The 15,278-nt window shown below is 44.9% G+C and carries 11 protein-coding genes; all 11 read left to right on the top strand.

The window, feature by feature from the left end:
* The first annotated feature begins 46 nt into the window (after nt 1–46).
* Complete coding sequence (gene alaS, locus HXT45_RS05600; RefSeq protein ID WP_116689431.1) at nt 47–2,734, top strand: alanine--tRNA ligase; 2,688 nt, start codon at nt 47–49, stop codon at nt 2,732–2,734.
* A 53-nt stretch (nt 2,735–2,787) separates the two neighbouring features.
* Entirely contained in the window at nt 2,788–3,318 is a 531-nt protein-coding gene (gene ruvX / locus HXT45_RS05595; RefSeq protein WP_115794170.1) for a Holliday junction resolvase RuvX, read from the top strand.
* Nucleotides 3,311–4,468 carry an endolytic transglycosylase MltG gene (mltG, locus tag HXT45_RS05590; RefSeq protein WP_115794171.1) on the top strand — a complete coding sequence of 386 codons (1,158 nt, stop codon included), beginning with the start codon at nt 3,311–3,313 and terminating at the stop codon, nt 4,466–4,468. Before ruvX ends, mltG begins: the two co-directional genes overlap by 8 nt.
* A gap of 338 nt (nt 4,469–4,806) precedes the next feature.
* Complete coding sequence (locus HXT45_RS05585; RefSeq protein WP_115794173.1) at nt 4,807–5,307, top strand: peptidase A24; 501 nt, start codon at nt 4,807–4,809, stop codon at nt 5,305–5,307.
* A gap of 475 nt (nt 5,308–5,782) precedes the next feature.
* On the top strand, nt 5,783–6,970 hold the full coding sequence (gene aroC / locus HXT45_RS05580; protein ID WP_415684695.1) for a chorismate synthase: 1,188 nt from the start codon (nt 5,783–5,785) through the stop codon (nt 6,968–6,970).
* Entirely contained in the window at nt 6,967–8,670 is a 1,704-nt protein-coding gene (locus HXT45_RS05575) for a bifunctional shikimate kinase/3-dehydroquinate synthase (protein ID WP_421781576.1), read from the top strand. Before aroC ends, HXT45_RS05575 begins: the two co-directional genes overlap by 4 nt.
* 18 nt (nt 8,671–8,688) lie before the next feature.
* Nucleotides 8,689–9,216, top strand: a complete 528-nt coding sequence (gene aroQ, locus HXT45_RS05570) for a type II 3-dehydroquinate dehydratase (protein ID WP_115794248.1) — start codon at nt 8,689–8,691, stop codon at nt 9,214–9,216.
* A complete protein-coding gene (locus HXT45_RS05565; RefSeq protein ID WP_421781574.1) occupies nt 9,209–10,876 on the top strand; it encodes a CTP synthase in 1,668 nt (555 codons plus the stop codon). The genes aroQ and HXT45_RS05565 overlap by 8 nt, the downstream gene beginning before the upstream one ends.
* A gap of 539 nt (nt 10,877–11,415) precedes the next feature.
* A complete protein-coding gene (locus tag HXT45_RS05560) occupies nt 11,416–13,047 on the top strand; it encodes a peptide ABC transporter substrate-binding protein (RefSeq protein WP_421781572.1) in 1,632 nt (543 codons plus the stop codon).
* Between the two features lie 283 nt (nt 13,048–13,330).
* Nucleotides 13,331–14,257 carry an ABC transporter permease gene (locus HXT45_RS05555; protein ID WP_004131972.1) on the top strand — a complete coding sequence of 309 codons (927 nt, stop codon included), beginning with the start codon at nt 13,331–13,333 and terminating at the stop codon, nt 14,255–14,257.
* Nucleotides 14,258–14,269: 12 nt separating this feature from the next.
* Nucleotides 14,270–15,259 carry an ABC transporter permease gene (locus tag HXT45_RS05550; RefSeq protein ID WP_004131973.1) on the top strand — a complete coding sequence of 330 codons (990 nt, stop codon included), beginning with the start codon at nt 14,270–14,272 and terminating at the stop codon, nt 15,257–15,259.
* Nucleotides 15,260–15,278 lie beyond the last annotated feature (19 nt).

Here is a 15,278-nt window from a genome sequence, read left to right as displayed (position 1 = left end):
AGTAGTCTTATACTAAGTCTGATAAATAAAAAAGGAGTTCGTACCCATGCGCACAGCAGAAATTGCAAAGCGTTATCTTGACTATTTTGGTAATCATGGACATATGGTCGTGCCTTCTGCATCGCTGATTTCTCCAAATCCAACGACGCTTTTCACGATTGCAGGCATGGTTCCATTCATACCTTATCTTTTAGGAGAGCAAACGCCTCCTTCTCGCAGAATGACGTCTAACCAAAAGTGCGTGCGTACGCTCGATATTGACGAAGTTGGTAAAACAACTCGTCATGGCACCTTCTTCCAAATGGTTGGAAACTTTAGCTTTGGTGATTATTTTAAGGAAGAAGCAATCCACTACGCTTGGGAGCTTTTAACAACTCCGCAAGATAAGGGCGGCTACGGTTTTGACCCAGAAAAACTTTGGGTAACTACTTATACAGATGACGACGAAGCTCGCGCAATTTGGAAGAATGAGGGCTTCGACCCAGAGCACATGCAAGTTTTTGGCATGGAAGATAACTTCTGGACTACTGGTGGCCCTGGCCCTGGCGGCCCATGCTCCGAGATTTACGTGGATCGTGGCCCAGAATACGGTAAGGATGGCGGTCCTGCTGCCGACGAATCTCGTTTTATTGAGATTTGGGATTTGGTTTTTGAGAACTTCCAGGTAGACAACGTAAAGTCTAAGACTGATTTGCACATTGTTGGTGAGCTTGATCAAAAGAATATTGATACAGGCGCTGGTTTGGAGCGTTTGGCTTACCTTATGCAAGGCAAGGAAAACATTTACGAGACTGACGAAGTTTACCCAGTTATTGAAGCTGCAGAAAAGCTTAGCGGCGTAAAGTACGGCAGCAATGCCGATGCGGATGTTCGTTTCCGCGTTGTAGCAGATCACGTGCGTTCCGCGTTGATGATTATGAGCGATGGCGTGCGTCCAAGCAACGTTGGCCGCGGATACGTGCTTCGCCGTCTTCTTCGCAGAACTGTTCGCGCAATGCGCATGCTTGGCGTGCAAGACCCAGTTTTGCCAACCTTGTTCCCAGTTTCTAAGGGCGCTATGGAGCCAAGCTACCCAGAGCTTAACAACACTTTCCACGAGGTTAGCGAAGCTGCATACGGTGAGGAAGATGCATTCCGCCGCACTCTAGAAAAGGGCACGACTATTCTTGACTTGGCTGTTGAAAAAGCCAAGAAGGAACACAAGGATGACCCTATTGTTGGTGGCTCCGACGCATTTACTTTGCACGATACTTACGGCTTCCCAATTGAGTTGACTCTAGAGATGGCTGCTGAGCAGGGTGTTAAGGTTGATGAAGCTAAGTTCCGCGAGCTTATGAGCGAGCAGAAAGGTCGCGCTCGCGCGGATGCTTTGAAGAAGCGTCACAATGTGGACGTTAGCGTTTACGACGACATTAAGAAGGCACTCGAAAAGCCAATCGACTTCCTCGGTTACACAGACTTCTCCAGCCGTTCAAACGTTTTGGCAATTGTTGAAGCAGGTAAAGGCTCCGTTAAAAGCGTTAGCGCTCCTGCAAACGTTGAAGTTATTCTTGATCGCACGCCATTCTACGCTGAGCGCGGTGGCCAGATTGCTGATCAGGGCGAGATTATTTCCGATGACGGCGCGATTCTGGAAGTTGACGATGTTCAGCGACCAATCAAGGATTTGATTGTTCACAGCTGCCGACTTACCGAAGGAACTCTTAGCGTTGGCGCTCCTGTAAACACAAATATTGATCAGGTTCGTAGAGCTGCTTTGGCTAGAAGCCACACTGCTACACACACTCTTCACAAGGCTTTGCGTGAGGAGCTTGGCCCACAGGCAACTCAGCGCGGTTCCGTGGTTGATCCAGACCGTCTGCGCTTTGACTTCCAATGGCCAAAGGCTGTTGATAAAGATGCGTTGTTGCGTGTAGAAGCTCGCGTAAACGAGCGTATTCGCGAAGACTTGCAAGTTGTTCCAAAGGAAATGCCAATTGACGATGCTTTCAAGCTTGGCGCAATGCACTTGTTCGGCGAAAAGTATGGCGATATTGTTCGCGTTGTAGAGATTGGCGATGGCTGGAGCCGCGAGCTTTGCGGCGGTACTCATGCTAAGAGCACTGGCAAGATTGGTATGGTTACAATCCTTTCTGAGTCTTCTATTGGCTCTGGTGTGCGCAGAATCGACGCGCTTTGCGGCGAAGAAGCGTACCAATATGGCGCTCGCGAGCATGCTTTGGTTGCTCAATTTGCAGACATGGTGAACGCTCGCCCAGACGAGTTGGTTGAACGTTTGGAATCTTTGCTTAACAAGATGAAGGATTCGGATCGTAAGCTTGCAGCCGTTTACGAGTCTCATCTTGCTAATTCCGTTCCAGCTCTGATTGAGGCTGCTAAATCTGCTGCCGGAAACATTAAGTTGGCTCTTAAGAACGTTGGTAACTTCGGCTCGTTCGAAACGCTTCGTAAGACGGTGCTCGACGTGCGTGCTCGCTTAGGCGAGGATGCTCCTGCAGTAGTCGTGTTGTGCGGCGTAAACGAGGATGATAAGCCAATGGTTGCTGTTGCTACAAACGAGGCTGCGCGCGTACTTGGAGCTAAGGCTGGCGACTTGGTTCGTACCGCTTCCAAGGTTCTTGGCGGTGGCGGCGGCGGAAAGCCGGACTTCGCTCAAGGCGGCGGTACGGACGCTTCTAAGATTAACGAAGCGTTGGAAGCTGTGAAGCAGCATCTAAGCTCGCATAATGCGTAGCTATCCGCTTAAAACAGAACGATATAATCTTTACCAAGAGCAGCACGAAATTCATGGTGTGGTTAGGTATTGATTTAGGTGACGCCAGGGTCGGACTTGCACTTTCCGACCCTGAGCTGACTTTTGCTCACCCAATCGGTAATATTCAAGCCTATGGCGACTCATTTAATGCGATTGAAGACGTTATTAACGTTATAGAAGACAATAGTGTGAGCCGAGTCGTAGTTGGTTTGCCTTTACAGTTAGACGGATCCGAAGGAAAGTCTGCTAAAAAAGCGCGCAGATGGGGTGCTAATTTAGCCAAGCGCATTAAATCGCTTTTTGATTATGGCGATTGGTCGCTTGATTTTATTCCAGAAGTCGTTTTTAATGACGAGCGACTAACAACAGTTACTGCCCATAAGCAATTGTTAGATGCTGATTTTTCCACTAAAAAGCATCGTCCAATGGTTGATCAGCAATCGGCAGTGTTGATTTTGCAATCTGCGATTGACGATTACAGAAATGCTTGCAAAAATGTAAAAGGCGACTCGCAAAGTGATTCGCAAAGTGACTACATAAGGAAGGAAGCGTTTAATGAGTGAGAATATAGACGATTTTTTCAATCAAAACGCTAAATGGAGTCACAATTCATCCAATCCACCTGTTCCGCCAAAATCGCGAAAAGCAAGAACTGCGCGTAAAAATCGCAGAAACAAGCGGAATCGCATAATCGCATTTATTCTTACGCTAGTTTTTGCGTTGCTATTTGTTGTTGGATATGGCTTATATCGAGTTGCAGTTTATGTAAGAAACAATAGTCAGTCGTCAATAATGGAAGACTGGCCAGGCCCTGGAAGCGGTTTCGTTGAATTTACGATTGAACCAGGTCAAGGATCTATAGAAGTGGGAAATAACCTTGTTAAGGCGCAGGTTGTAAAGTCGCAATCCACTTTTTCTAATATTGTTGCAGCAAATAACAAGATTTTGTACCCAGGAATTTACGCGCTTAAAAAACACATGAATTCCATGGACGTAGTGGAAATTCTTTCCGACCAAAGCAAGGCTGGTGGATTCTTAGACGTTAAAGCAGGGGAGCGCGCAGCGGAGATTATTCGCAAGGCTGCACAAATCTCGGGAATTGACATTGCTCAATTTAACGCGATTCAAAAGGCGGACGGCGAGGGGATTTTGCCGCCAGAGGCGGGCGGAAGCTTTGAAGGATGGTTGGAACCTGGAGTTTACAACGTAAAAGCTATTAAGTCAGCCAGCAAGATACTGGCAAAAATGGTAGATAAGCGCATTGAAAAGCTTGATTCTCTAGGTGTTCCTAAGGGTGATTTGCGTCAAAAGATTCTTAAAATTGCTTCCATTGCAGAAGCAGAAGTCAATAATCGCGAATACTACGGCAAAGTTTCGCGCGTAATCTTAAATCGTTTAGCTAAAGACATGCCTTTGGGAATGGATACTACGGTTGCGTACGGAATTGGGATTAAGGCGATTAACCTTACGCAATCGCAGCTAGACGATGCAAGCAACCCGTACAACACTAGGATTCACAAGGGGCTGCCACCTACTCCTATAAGCATTCCTGGAGATAATGCGATTTTGGCGGCGCTTAATCCTGCAAATGGGCCGTGGATTTATTTTGTTACAACCAACTTAAAGACAGGCGAAACTAAGTTTGCGGATAACTACGACGATTTCTTAAAGATCCGCGACGAGTATAAGCGCTCCAACGAAAACGCCAACTAAGCTTTGGTATAACGTGCTTCTCTTTTTTGGTGTTGCGCGAGGTTTGAGTATTTCTCTCCTCGCAAATCCCGTCGCTACGCTCCTCTTTTATTGCTCGTAGAGAAATACATCAAACCTTCTGAATGTCTAGAACAATTGTGTATCTTTCATCACCGAGATTCTCGATTTTTCTTCTTCATTCGATGAATCACCACCTTCGGCGCTGAGGTTCATCTCATTCAGTGCAAAAAATCTCGAATCTCTACCTAGCTTTGCGCAATCTGCATAACTACAAAAGCCTTTAACCACATTGAGCAAAATTTGTTGCAATTCAATTTTCGCTTATTTAGCATAATCGAATGAGTCAGTTTATTATAGCGTGTTTATTTGCAACGCCAACGCTTGTATGCACGATTGCACTGTGTGCAACGGATTTAATCATCCGCGTTGTGCCTAGACTTTGGGTTGTACTAGCTGCTTTTGCGCAATCTGCAGCGAACCTTATTTTTTCGTTGATTACTTTGCACAATGTTAATTTTCTTTTGCGCGGCTGGCTTTGCGCAGTAACAGTTTTTGCATTCTACGTTTTGGTGCAAAAACTTTGCGTGCGCGGAGCACTTGGATTTGGCGATGTTACATGCGCTTCTATGATCGCTCAAGCTTTGGCGCTATTTGGATTTGATTGCATAATCTACTGGTTTGCATCAGTCGGAATATTTGGATTAATTTGGATTTTAGTGTGGAAAATCTGCTCTAGAGTCTGCTGGCGATTTTTCCGCGTTAAGTCTAAAAATGTGCAAAATAAAATCCCGTTCGTGCCTGTTCTAGCTGTATCTGCGCTCATCGCTGTTATGCTTTGAACTTTTGCTGCAATTCTATAGTGATAAGTAAGGTGGAGATTCGAGATTTTTCGCCATGAATGAGATGTTTCGTTCGCGCGGTCTAAGCGCGCTCACGTCTTCGCAGCGCAGAAGCAGTGCTTCTGCCTTGAGCTGCTCAGCGCGCCAAATTGCCTTCGCGCGCTACGCTTTAAGCGCTCCGGCAGGTTGGCGCGCCTGCGAGGAGAGAAATACTCAAACCTCGCGCAATACTAAATAGGAAGTCGCGCAACAGCAAACAAGGAATCACACAATACCAAATAAAGATAGTGGTTTCTAGAAAAGTTTGCCAGATTTTGCGATTGATTGCGTGGATTATGGGCAATACTGAGTGGTTAGTAGAATAAAGAATTTAGAATCGAGTACAGATTTAGAATAGTATGCATTACAAAGTGCAAACTTATAGAAACAATACGTATAGCAATAAAAGATAACGCACAACGCGATTGGAGAAGGCATGCTTAGATGGCAAACAGCAGGGGAGTCGCATGGTGAAGCGCTGGTGGCAATGATTGAAGGCATGCCAGCAGGAGTTAAGATTACTAGCGCAGACATTGTTTCTGCTCTTGCACGCAGGCGGCTTGGGTACGGTCGCGGCGCGAGAATGAAGTTTGAGCAAGACAAAGTGCGTTTGCTTACAGGCGTTCGCCACGGTGTTACTCTTGGATCGCCAATTGCTATAGAAATCGCAAATAGCGAGTGGCCAAAGTGGGTGGAAGTGATGAGCGCAGATCCGCTAGACCATGATTTGCCAAAAGAAGGCCGCAACTCGCCGCTTTCTAGGCCTCGCCCAGGGCACGCAGATTTAACAGGCATGCGTAAGTACGGTTTTAGTGATTCTCGCGAGGTTTTGGAGCGTTCGAGCGCTAGGGAAACAGCTTCCCGTGTGGCTTTAGGTGCTGTAGCTGATGCGTTTTTGCACCAGGCGTTGGGTGTGCGCACAGTTGCTCATGTTATTGGAATCGGCGGCGAATACGCAAACAAAAGTTTACCTCTACCAACACCAGACGATGTTGATGCTCTGGATGCTTCGCCAGTTCGCACTCTAGATAAAGATGCGCAAGCGCGAATGATGGCTCGCATTGATGAAGCAAAAGCCAATGCAGATACGCTTGGCGGTGTTGTAGAGGTTTTGGCTTACGGCATGCCTGCTGGGGTTGGAACGTATGTTGAATCGGATCGTCGATTGGATGCGGCGTTGGCGGCTGCGCTTATGGGAATCCAGGCGATTAAAGGCGTGGAAATTGGAGACGGTTTTGAAGAAGCAAATCGCCCTGGTTCGGCTGCTCACGACGAAATCGTAACAGGCGAAGATGGTAAAATCACGCGTCTTAGCAATCGCGCAGGAGGCATTGAAGGTGGAATGTCAAATGGAGAGACAATTCGCGTGCGTGCAGCAATGAAGCCTATTCCGTCCATTCCGCGTGCTTTGCGAACGGTAGATGTGCTTACTGGCCAGCCAGCTCAGGCGATTAATCAGCGCTCCGATTTTACAGCAGTTCCGGCAGCTTCTGTAGTTGCAGAGGCAATGGTTCGATTAACGCTTGCAAAATATGCGTTGGAAAAGTTTGGTGGAGATTCGCTAGAAGAAACTGCTAGGAATGCTAAGAGTTACGTTCAATCTTGGAAAGAGCATATGAGATGAGCGAAGAATCTTTGCAAAGTTCCACTCATGGTGTGCCTAAATACAAAATGCCGTTAGCTGTTATAATCGGCATGCCTGCAGCTGGAAAAACGCGTGTTGGCAAGGAATTAGCGCATATTTTGAATGTTCCTTTTATAGATACAGACGATTTAATTGAGCAAAAAATCAATATGCCGATTGCTCAATATTTTAAGGATTTTGGCGAAGAGTCTTTTAGAGATATTGAAGCTCAAATTGTTAAAGATGCTATTTTTGCATGTTCTGAGCAATCCGCCCCAATAATCTCCCTCGGCGGTGGCGCCCCAATGCGCGCGCAAACGCAAGAAGTCTTAAAAAAATACATAAAACTCGGCGGCCATGTTGTTTATTTGCAAGTTGATCCAAACGATGCAATTGAGCGCGTAAGCTGGAATTCAAATCGCCCTATGCTAAGCGGCAAAGACGGAGCAAAACGGTGGTTGGATTTGTTTGTTAAAAGAGACCCAGTGTTTTGTAAAGTAGCAAATTTGCACGCTCGCGTTTACGGATTAACGCCAAAACCTGCCGCAAGAAAGCTGAAAGATATGATTATGCAACGAATTGTGCATGTAAGTGGCAAAGATATTGAAGACTATAATGTTCATATTGGCGTTGGTGCTATGAGTCTTTTGCCTCAAATGCTTGGAAAAGAGCCTGTTCGGGTAGCTTTGATTCATACTCAGCCTGTTCAAACGCATAGCGATAAAGCAAGGACTATTTTGCGCGCTGCTGGCTACGATGTTCTAGACATTCTTATTCCAGACGCAGAGGCTGGCAAAACCGTTAAGGTTGCGGATTTTGTGTGGTCGCGCCTTGCAAACGCTGGCTTTACGCGTTCAGACGCGATTGTTGGCTTAGGTGGTGGAGCAGCCACGGATTTGGCTGGATTTGTTGCGTCTACTTGGATGCGCGGAATCCGCTACGTAAATTGCCCAACTTCTCTTCTTGCTATGGTAGATGCTTCGACTGGCGGAAAAACTGGCGTAAATACTGCGTTTGGCAAGAATTTGGTTGGTAGTTTTTACACGCCTGCAGGTGTTCTGGCAGATACTTGCGCGTTTTCTACGCTTCATAACGATATTTTTGTTGAAGGCTTAGGAGAGGTTGTAAAATCAGGGTTTATTGGCGATTCTAGCATCCTAAAAATTCTGGAAAATCCGCAAAATGCTAGCAAATTACGCACTCTTGATGGCTCTTCTGTTTTAAGCGATTCACATTTGAACAATATGGTTTGCGATTTAATAGAAAAAAGCGTGCGCGTTAAGGCGTATCATGTTTCTAACGACTTAAAAGAGCAAGGTTTGCGCGAATTTTTGAACTACGGTCACACTCTTGGGCATGCAATTGAGCAAATCGAGCATTTTTCTTGGCGTCACGGAAACGCGGTTGCTGTTGGAATGGTTTTTGCGGCGGAGCTTGCGAAAATTTTGGGCTATTTAAGTCCAGAAGACGTTGAGTATCATCGTTCGCTTCTAAAATCACTTGGATTGCCAATATCTTGGAATGGCGGCGGCAGTAATGACGATGCTTTTGCTAAGGTTCTTGACTTAATGCATAAAGATAAAAAAGCTAGAGGCAACACCTTGCGATTTGTTGTTTTAGACGGTATTGGAAACCCGATTCACTTAGATAATCCGCCGCTGGAGGCGATTCGCGAAGCATTTAATAAGATTAGAGGTTAGAAAATGGTAGATGCAGAAATGGTAGATGCGGAAAATCAAGAAAATTCAAAAAACGCTATAAATATTCGCAAAGTTTTAGTAGTAAATGGCCCAAATTTGGGGCGATTAGGGGTTCGCCAGCCAGACGTTTATGGCAGTCAAGATTTTGAAGCGCTGTGCGCGCTTTGTAAAAAGTGGGCGCAAGAGCTTAATTTGCAAGTAGAAGTGCGTCAAAGTGACGACGAAGCGCAAATGGTTCACTGGATGCATGAAGCTGCCGATACGCATACTCCAGTAGTTATGAATCCTGCTGCTTTTACGCACTACAGTTATGCGCTCGCGGATGCTGCTCACATGGTTTTGGATGCTGGAGTGCCACTAGTGGAAGTGCATATTTCTAATCCTTCTGCTCGCGATGCTTTTCGTAAAATTAGCGTGATTAGCGCTGTTGCTACTGGAACTATTACAGGCATGGGGCTGTACGGTTACAAGCTTGCGCTAGAAGCTGTTGCTCATTGTATAACACCCGAGTCGAGGCTCGAAGATACTATGGAGTTCCATGGTTAGAAGAAAACATGGTAACTCTCAGGAGCATATTACAAAGCATATTTTTGTTACTGGTGGCGTTGTTTCGTCCCTCGGAAAAGGTCTTACTGCATCGTCTTTAGGTAGGCTTTTGCGAAGCCGCGGTCTTCACGTTTTGCAACAAAAACTTGATCCTTACATCAATGTTGACCCAGGTACAATGAACCCATTCCAGCATGGTGAGGTTTACGTTACAGAAGATGGCGCAGAAACAGATCTTGATATTGGTCACTACGAGAGATTCCTCGATGTTTTTCTTAGCCAAAAAGCTAATGTTACAACTGGCCAGATTTATCAATCCGTGCTTAGAAAAGAGCGCGCTGGCGAGTATTTGGGTCAGTGCGTGCAAGTTATTCCACACATTACTGGCGAAATTAAGTCGCGTATGCGTGCGCAAGCTAGCGACGATGTAGACGTTATTATTACGGAAATCGGCGGTACTGTTGGAGATATTGAGTCGCAGCCATTCTTGGAGGCTGCTCGCGAAGTTCGCCGCGATTTAGGTCCAGAAAATTGCATGTTTGTGCACGTTTCTTTGGTGCCTTATATTGCTGCAGCTCATGAGTTGAAGACTAAGCCAACCCAGCATTCCGTAATGATGCTTCGCTCTCTTGGTATTTCTCCAGACGCGCTTGTTTTGCGTTCAGATCGTCCTCTTAATCAAGGCATTAAAGACAAGATTTCGCTTATGTGCGATGTTGATGCAGAAGGCGTTGTGAATTGCGTGGATGCTCCAAGCATTTACGATGTTCCAAAGATTTTGTTCAACGAGGGCTTGGATGCTTACGTTGTGCGCGAGCTTGAGCTTCCATTCCACGATGTTGATTGGAACGAGTGGGAAGATTTGCTTGAGCGCGTTCATCATCCAAAGCATGAGCTAAACATTGCAATTGTTGGAAAGTACATTGATTTGCCAGATGCGTATCTTTCCGTTACAGAGGCCATTAAGGCTGGCGGTTTTGCAAACTGGGCTAAGGTTAACGTGCGTTGGGTTGCTGCAGATAAGTGCGAAACGCAAGAAGGTGCTGCTGCGGCTCTCGACCAAATGGACGGCATGGTTATTCCAGGCGGCTTCGGCATTCGTGGCATTGAAGGTAAGATTGGCGCGCTTCGTTATGCTCGCGAGCATGGCTTGCCAACGCTTGGTCTTTGCCTTGGCTTGCAATCTATGGTTATTGAGTATGCTCGTCACGTACTTGGACTTGAGGATGCTAATTCCACAGAGTTCGAGAAGGATTGTGTAGATCCAGTAATCGCAACTATGGAAGAGCAAAAAGATATTGTTGCCGGCAAGGGAGATATGGGTCACACAATGCGACTTGGCTCTTATCCTGCAACTCTTGAAGAAGGCTCTATTGTTGCCGAGCTTTACGGTTCTACGCATGTTACCGAGCGTCACCGTCACCGTTATGAAGTGAACGTGGCGTATAAAGATCGCTTGCGCGAAGCTGGCTTGCGTATTAGCGGCCAAAGCCCAGATGGTAATTTGACTGAGTTTGTGGAGCTTCCAAAGAGTGTTCACCCATTCTATGTGGCAACTCAAGCTCATCCAGAGTTTAAGTCTCGTCCAACTAAGCCTCATCCTTTGTTTGCTGGATTAGTGGCGGCTGCTCTTGAGCATCAAACAAATAACGCTAAGTGATTTAATCAAACTAGTTGATTAGATTTGACTAGCTATTTGACTTAAATTATTAAGTGGTGTAAACTCGTGACTTTGGGTGCGATTTTACACCACTTTTTATTTTGATTAATATTTGAATGTCTTGTTGCATATTTTGCATCGTTTAACATGATTGTTACATATTCCAGATGCAAATTTACATTTTTGTAATATCTCTGTAGATGTAAAAGACTTGGCAAAATATCACATAAAATACGATTTAATCTAATATTTTTCTATTATAATAGTTGTTTTTACGATTTTTAGACAAAATAACAGTAAATTTTACATTTAAACTTTGAGCTTGCGTTGTTTAATAAAATCCGTATGATTGAATTTTAATCAACGAAGAGGCCTCCTTATTGGCTTTGCAAAGAATCCATCTGGCAATAAATACTAGGTGGATTTTATTTATTAATCCTATAGAGCCTGTAAAGCGTAAAGGCTTTGCAAAGCTTGTAATGAGACTTTTTCGTGATAATTAATGGAATCCTGCCATACCCGACGTTAGGAGAAAACATATGAAGAATAAGGCATTACTTTTTGCCGCAGCTGCGTGCTCGGTTGCTATGCTGCTCGGTGGATGCGGTTCTTCTGCCTCGAAGACCGCTCAAACAAATGGTGGCAAGGTTGTTATTACCGTAAACGACTCCGAGCCTCAGAACGAGCTTGTTCCAGGAAATATTAACGAGAATGCTGGTGCTCGTCCTGCTGTATTGGTCAACTCCACGTTGGTCACTTTTGACGAAAAGGGCAACACGGTAAACGAAGATGCCGAGAGCGTAACTCCAAACGCGGATGCAACTCAATACACTGTTAAGCTCAAAAAAGATAAGAAGTTCAGCGATGGCACTCCAATCACCGCAGAAAGCTTTACTAAGGCTTGGAGCTTTGTAGCAAACGCTAAGAATGCTCAGAAGTGCTCTTCCTTCTTCCAGACCATTAAGGGCTACGAAGACTTGCAGAAGAATGATGCTAAGGGAGACGAGCAGCTTTCTGGCTTAAAGGTTGTAGATAAGTACACCTTTACTGTTGATTTGAACCAGCCAGATTCTGTGTTTGCTATTAAGGTTGGTTACCTTGCATTCGCTCCTCTTCCAGAATCCTTCTATAAGAATCCAAAGGCTTATGGCGAAAAGCCTGTTTCCTCCGGGCCATACTTGTTCAAGTCTTGGGATCACAACAAGCAGATCGAAGTTGTAAAGAACCCAGATTATGATGGCCCACGTAAGGCTCAGAATGACGGCGTTACCTTTAAGATTTACACCGACGGCACCGCTGCTTACCGCGATGTTCAGTCTGGCAATCTTGATATGACGGATAACATTCCAGATACCGAAACCAAGACTTTCCAAAAGGATACCACTGTTAAGGCATACAACCGTCCAGGTTCTGTAATCCAGCAGTTTGGTATTCCTGCATCCTTGCCACACTTCGATGTAACTACTGAAGAAGGCCGCTTGCGTCGTCAAGCTGTTTCTATGGCAATCGACCGCGAAACCATCATCAAGAAGGTTCTTAACAACACTGCATCTCCTGCAAACGAGTTCACTTCTCCTTTGACTCCAGGCTACAAGGCAGATCTTAAGGGTCACGAAAACCTTAAGTTTAATGCCGCAAAGGCTAAGGAACTTTGGGCAAAGGCAGATAAGATCTCTAAGTATGATGGTCCTCTTACCTTTACTTACAACGCCGATGGCAACGCTAAGTCTGTGTTCGACGCAGTTGTAAACTCCCTCAAGAATCATCTTGGAATTAATGCTGAAACAACTCCAGTTCCAACATTCCAAGAGTTCCGTAACGCATGCGAACAGCGTCAGGTTAAGGGTGCATGGCGTGCAGGCTGGATGCCAGATTACCCAAGCCCAGAAAACTACTTGACTCAGGAATTTGCTTCCGTTGCTGCGGATGGCAATGGTTCTAACGAAGCTGATTACAAGAATCCTAAGTTCGATGCTTTGCTTAAGAAGGCTTCTCCTTCTCAGCCAGCTGAGGCAACTAAGCTTTATCAGCAGGCTAACGAGATTCTTCTTGAGGATCTTCCATACGTCCCACTGTTCTACTCGAACGCTAAGGCTGTTATGGTTCCAAGCTTGAAGGGCTTTGTAATGGATTGGCAGAATATGCCACTTTACTACAAGCTCCACAAGTAAAGATCAAAATCAAGTAGCTATTAAAATCAAGTAGCTATTAAAATCAAGTAGCTATTAAAATCAAGTAGCTATTAAAATCAAGTAGCTATTAAAAAATAAATCATAATTAAATAGCATGTAAAAACGTGCTGCTGCCTTCGAATGGCGAATAAAATTACAAAATTCTATCCGCTGTTCGAGGCAGCACTTTGTGTTTTTACTTAGGTTGGGTTAAATCAATATGCAAGCCACAAGTTGGGTGTGTGCTATGCGAATTTTTAAGTAAATATATAAGGAGAAACCAATGGGTAAATATGTTCTGCGCCGCGTTTTGCAGATGATTCCTGTGGTTCTCGGCACAACATTGTTGGTATACGCTTTGGTGTTTGCTTTGCCTGGAGATCCAGTAAAAGCAATGTTTGGCGATAAGCCAATTAACCATGCTGTAGAAGCGCAAATTCGTGCCGAGTATAACTTGGATAAGCCATTTATTATTCAATATTTGTTGTTCTTAAAGAATGCGCTTACTCTTGACTTTGGCCATACTTTTGCTGGTCAGCCAGTAATTGACGAGATTGGCCGCGCATTCCCAGTAACCATTAAACTTGCGTTGATGGCGTTTGCTTTTGAAGCCTTGTTCGGCGTAGCTTTCGGCATAATTTCTGGCTTAAAGAAAGGAAAGTGGTACGACAGTGTAATCCTGGTTGTATCACTTCTTCTTATTTCTGTGCCAACATTTGTTACTGGCTTTATTGGCCAATATTTGTTTGGTGTTAAGTGGCATATTATGCCTGTTACTGCAAGCAATGATCCTGGATTCTACGATCTTCTTCTTCCTGCAATAGTTCTTGGATCCGTTTCAATGGCATATATTATTCGACTTACAAGGTCGGAAGTTTCGTCAAACATATCGCTTGATTACGTGCGCACGGCTCGCGCAAAGGGCTTAAAAGAAGGCTCCGTTATTGTTCGACACATTTTGCGTAACTCGCTTATTCCTGTTGTTACATTCTTAGGTCAAGATTTGGGCGCTCTTATGGGCGGCGCAATGATTTCGGAAACAATCTTCAACATTCATGGCGTTGGATTCCTTACCTATCAAGGAATTCTAAAGGGAGAAGGAAACCTTGTTGTTTCTATAGTTACGCTTCTTATGTTGATATTTGTAGTCAGCAATCTTCTTGTTGACATGTTGTACGCGGCTCTAGATCCGCGCATTCGTTACGCGTAAGGAGAGCACATTATGGAAGATAATTTGATGGAAGATAATTTGACTACAAATAATGCAAATTACAATACATTGCCTGGTCAGGAACGCTATGTTGCTCCTCTTGACGATACGCCTCTTCAAGAAGTTGATTCTGTAGACGAATCCGCTCCAGCCACAAGCATGTGGTCAGATGCTTGGCGATCTTTGCGCAGAAATCCATTGTTTATTGTTTCTGCAATTTTGATTATTGCAATTATTTTTGTTGCGCTCTTCCCAGGCGTTCTCACAAAGCACAATCCTAATTACTGTGTTTTGGAGCACTCGCTTGAGCCAGCTTCTGCTGCACATCCGTTTGGATTCGACATGCAAGGATGCGATATTTACGCTCGAGTTGTATATGGAACACGTACATCTTTAAGCGTTGGCTTGCTCGCAACGGCTTTAGTGGTGTTAGTTGGTTCGCTAATCGGCGCTTTGGCTGGATTCTTTGGCGGATGGATTGATGCTGTTCTTAGCCGAATCACCGATATCTTCTTGGCTTTGCCAATGCTGTTAGGTGCAATCGTAGTTTTGCAAATGTTCCGCACATCTAAGTCGATTTGGAAAATCGTGTTTGTTATGGTTCTCTTTGGATGGGTAGGCGTTGCTCGAATCGCAAGGAGTGCTGTTATGGAATCCAAGAATCTTGAATTTAACACAGCATCTACCGCTTTAGGTTCTACTCCAATGCGAAACTTGTTCCAGCACATTATTCCAAACTCGCTGGCTCCAATCATTGTTGTAGGTACAACTTCTCTCGGCTCTTACATTGTTTTGGAAGCAACACTTAGCTTCTTGGGTATTGGTTTGCCAACTACAACAGTTAGCTGGGGTGTAGATATTTCTACCGCTAGAAATGTTCTTACTACGAATCCAGAAGTCTTGTTCTATCCGTCTATTGCGCTCGCCATTACCGTTCTCGCCTTTATTATGATGGGCGACGCCGTAAAAGATGCGTTGGATCCAAAGAGCCGTAAGGCGTAAGTTAGCGTGGAGGAATAGT

The sequence above is a fragment of the Gardnerella sp. DNF01199S genome (genome assembly GCF_049244155.1).
Taxonomy (GTDB): Bacteria; Actinomycetota; Actinomycetes; order Actinomycetales; family Bifidobacteriaceae; genus Bifidobacterium; species Bifidobacterium piotii.
Note: the sequence above shows the minus strand (reverse complement) of the source record. Positions and strands in the feature narration are given on the sequence as shown.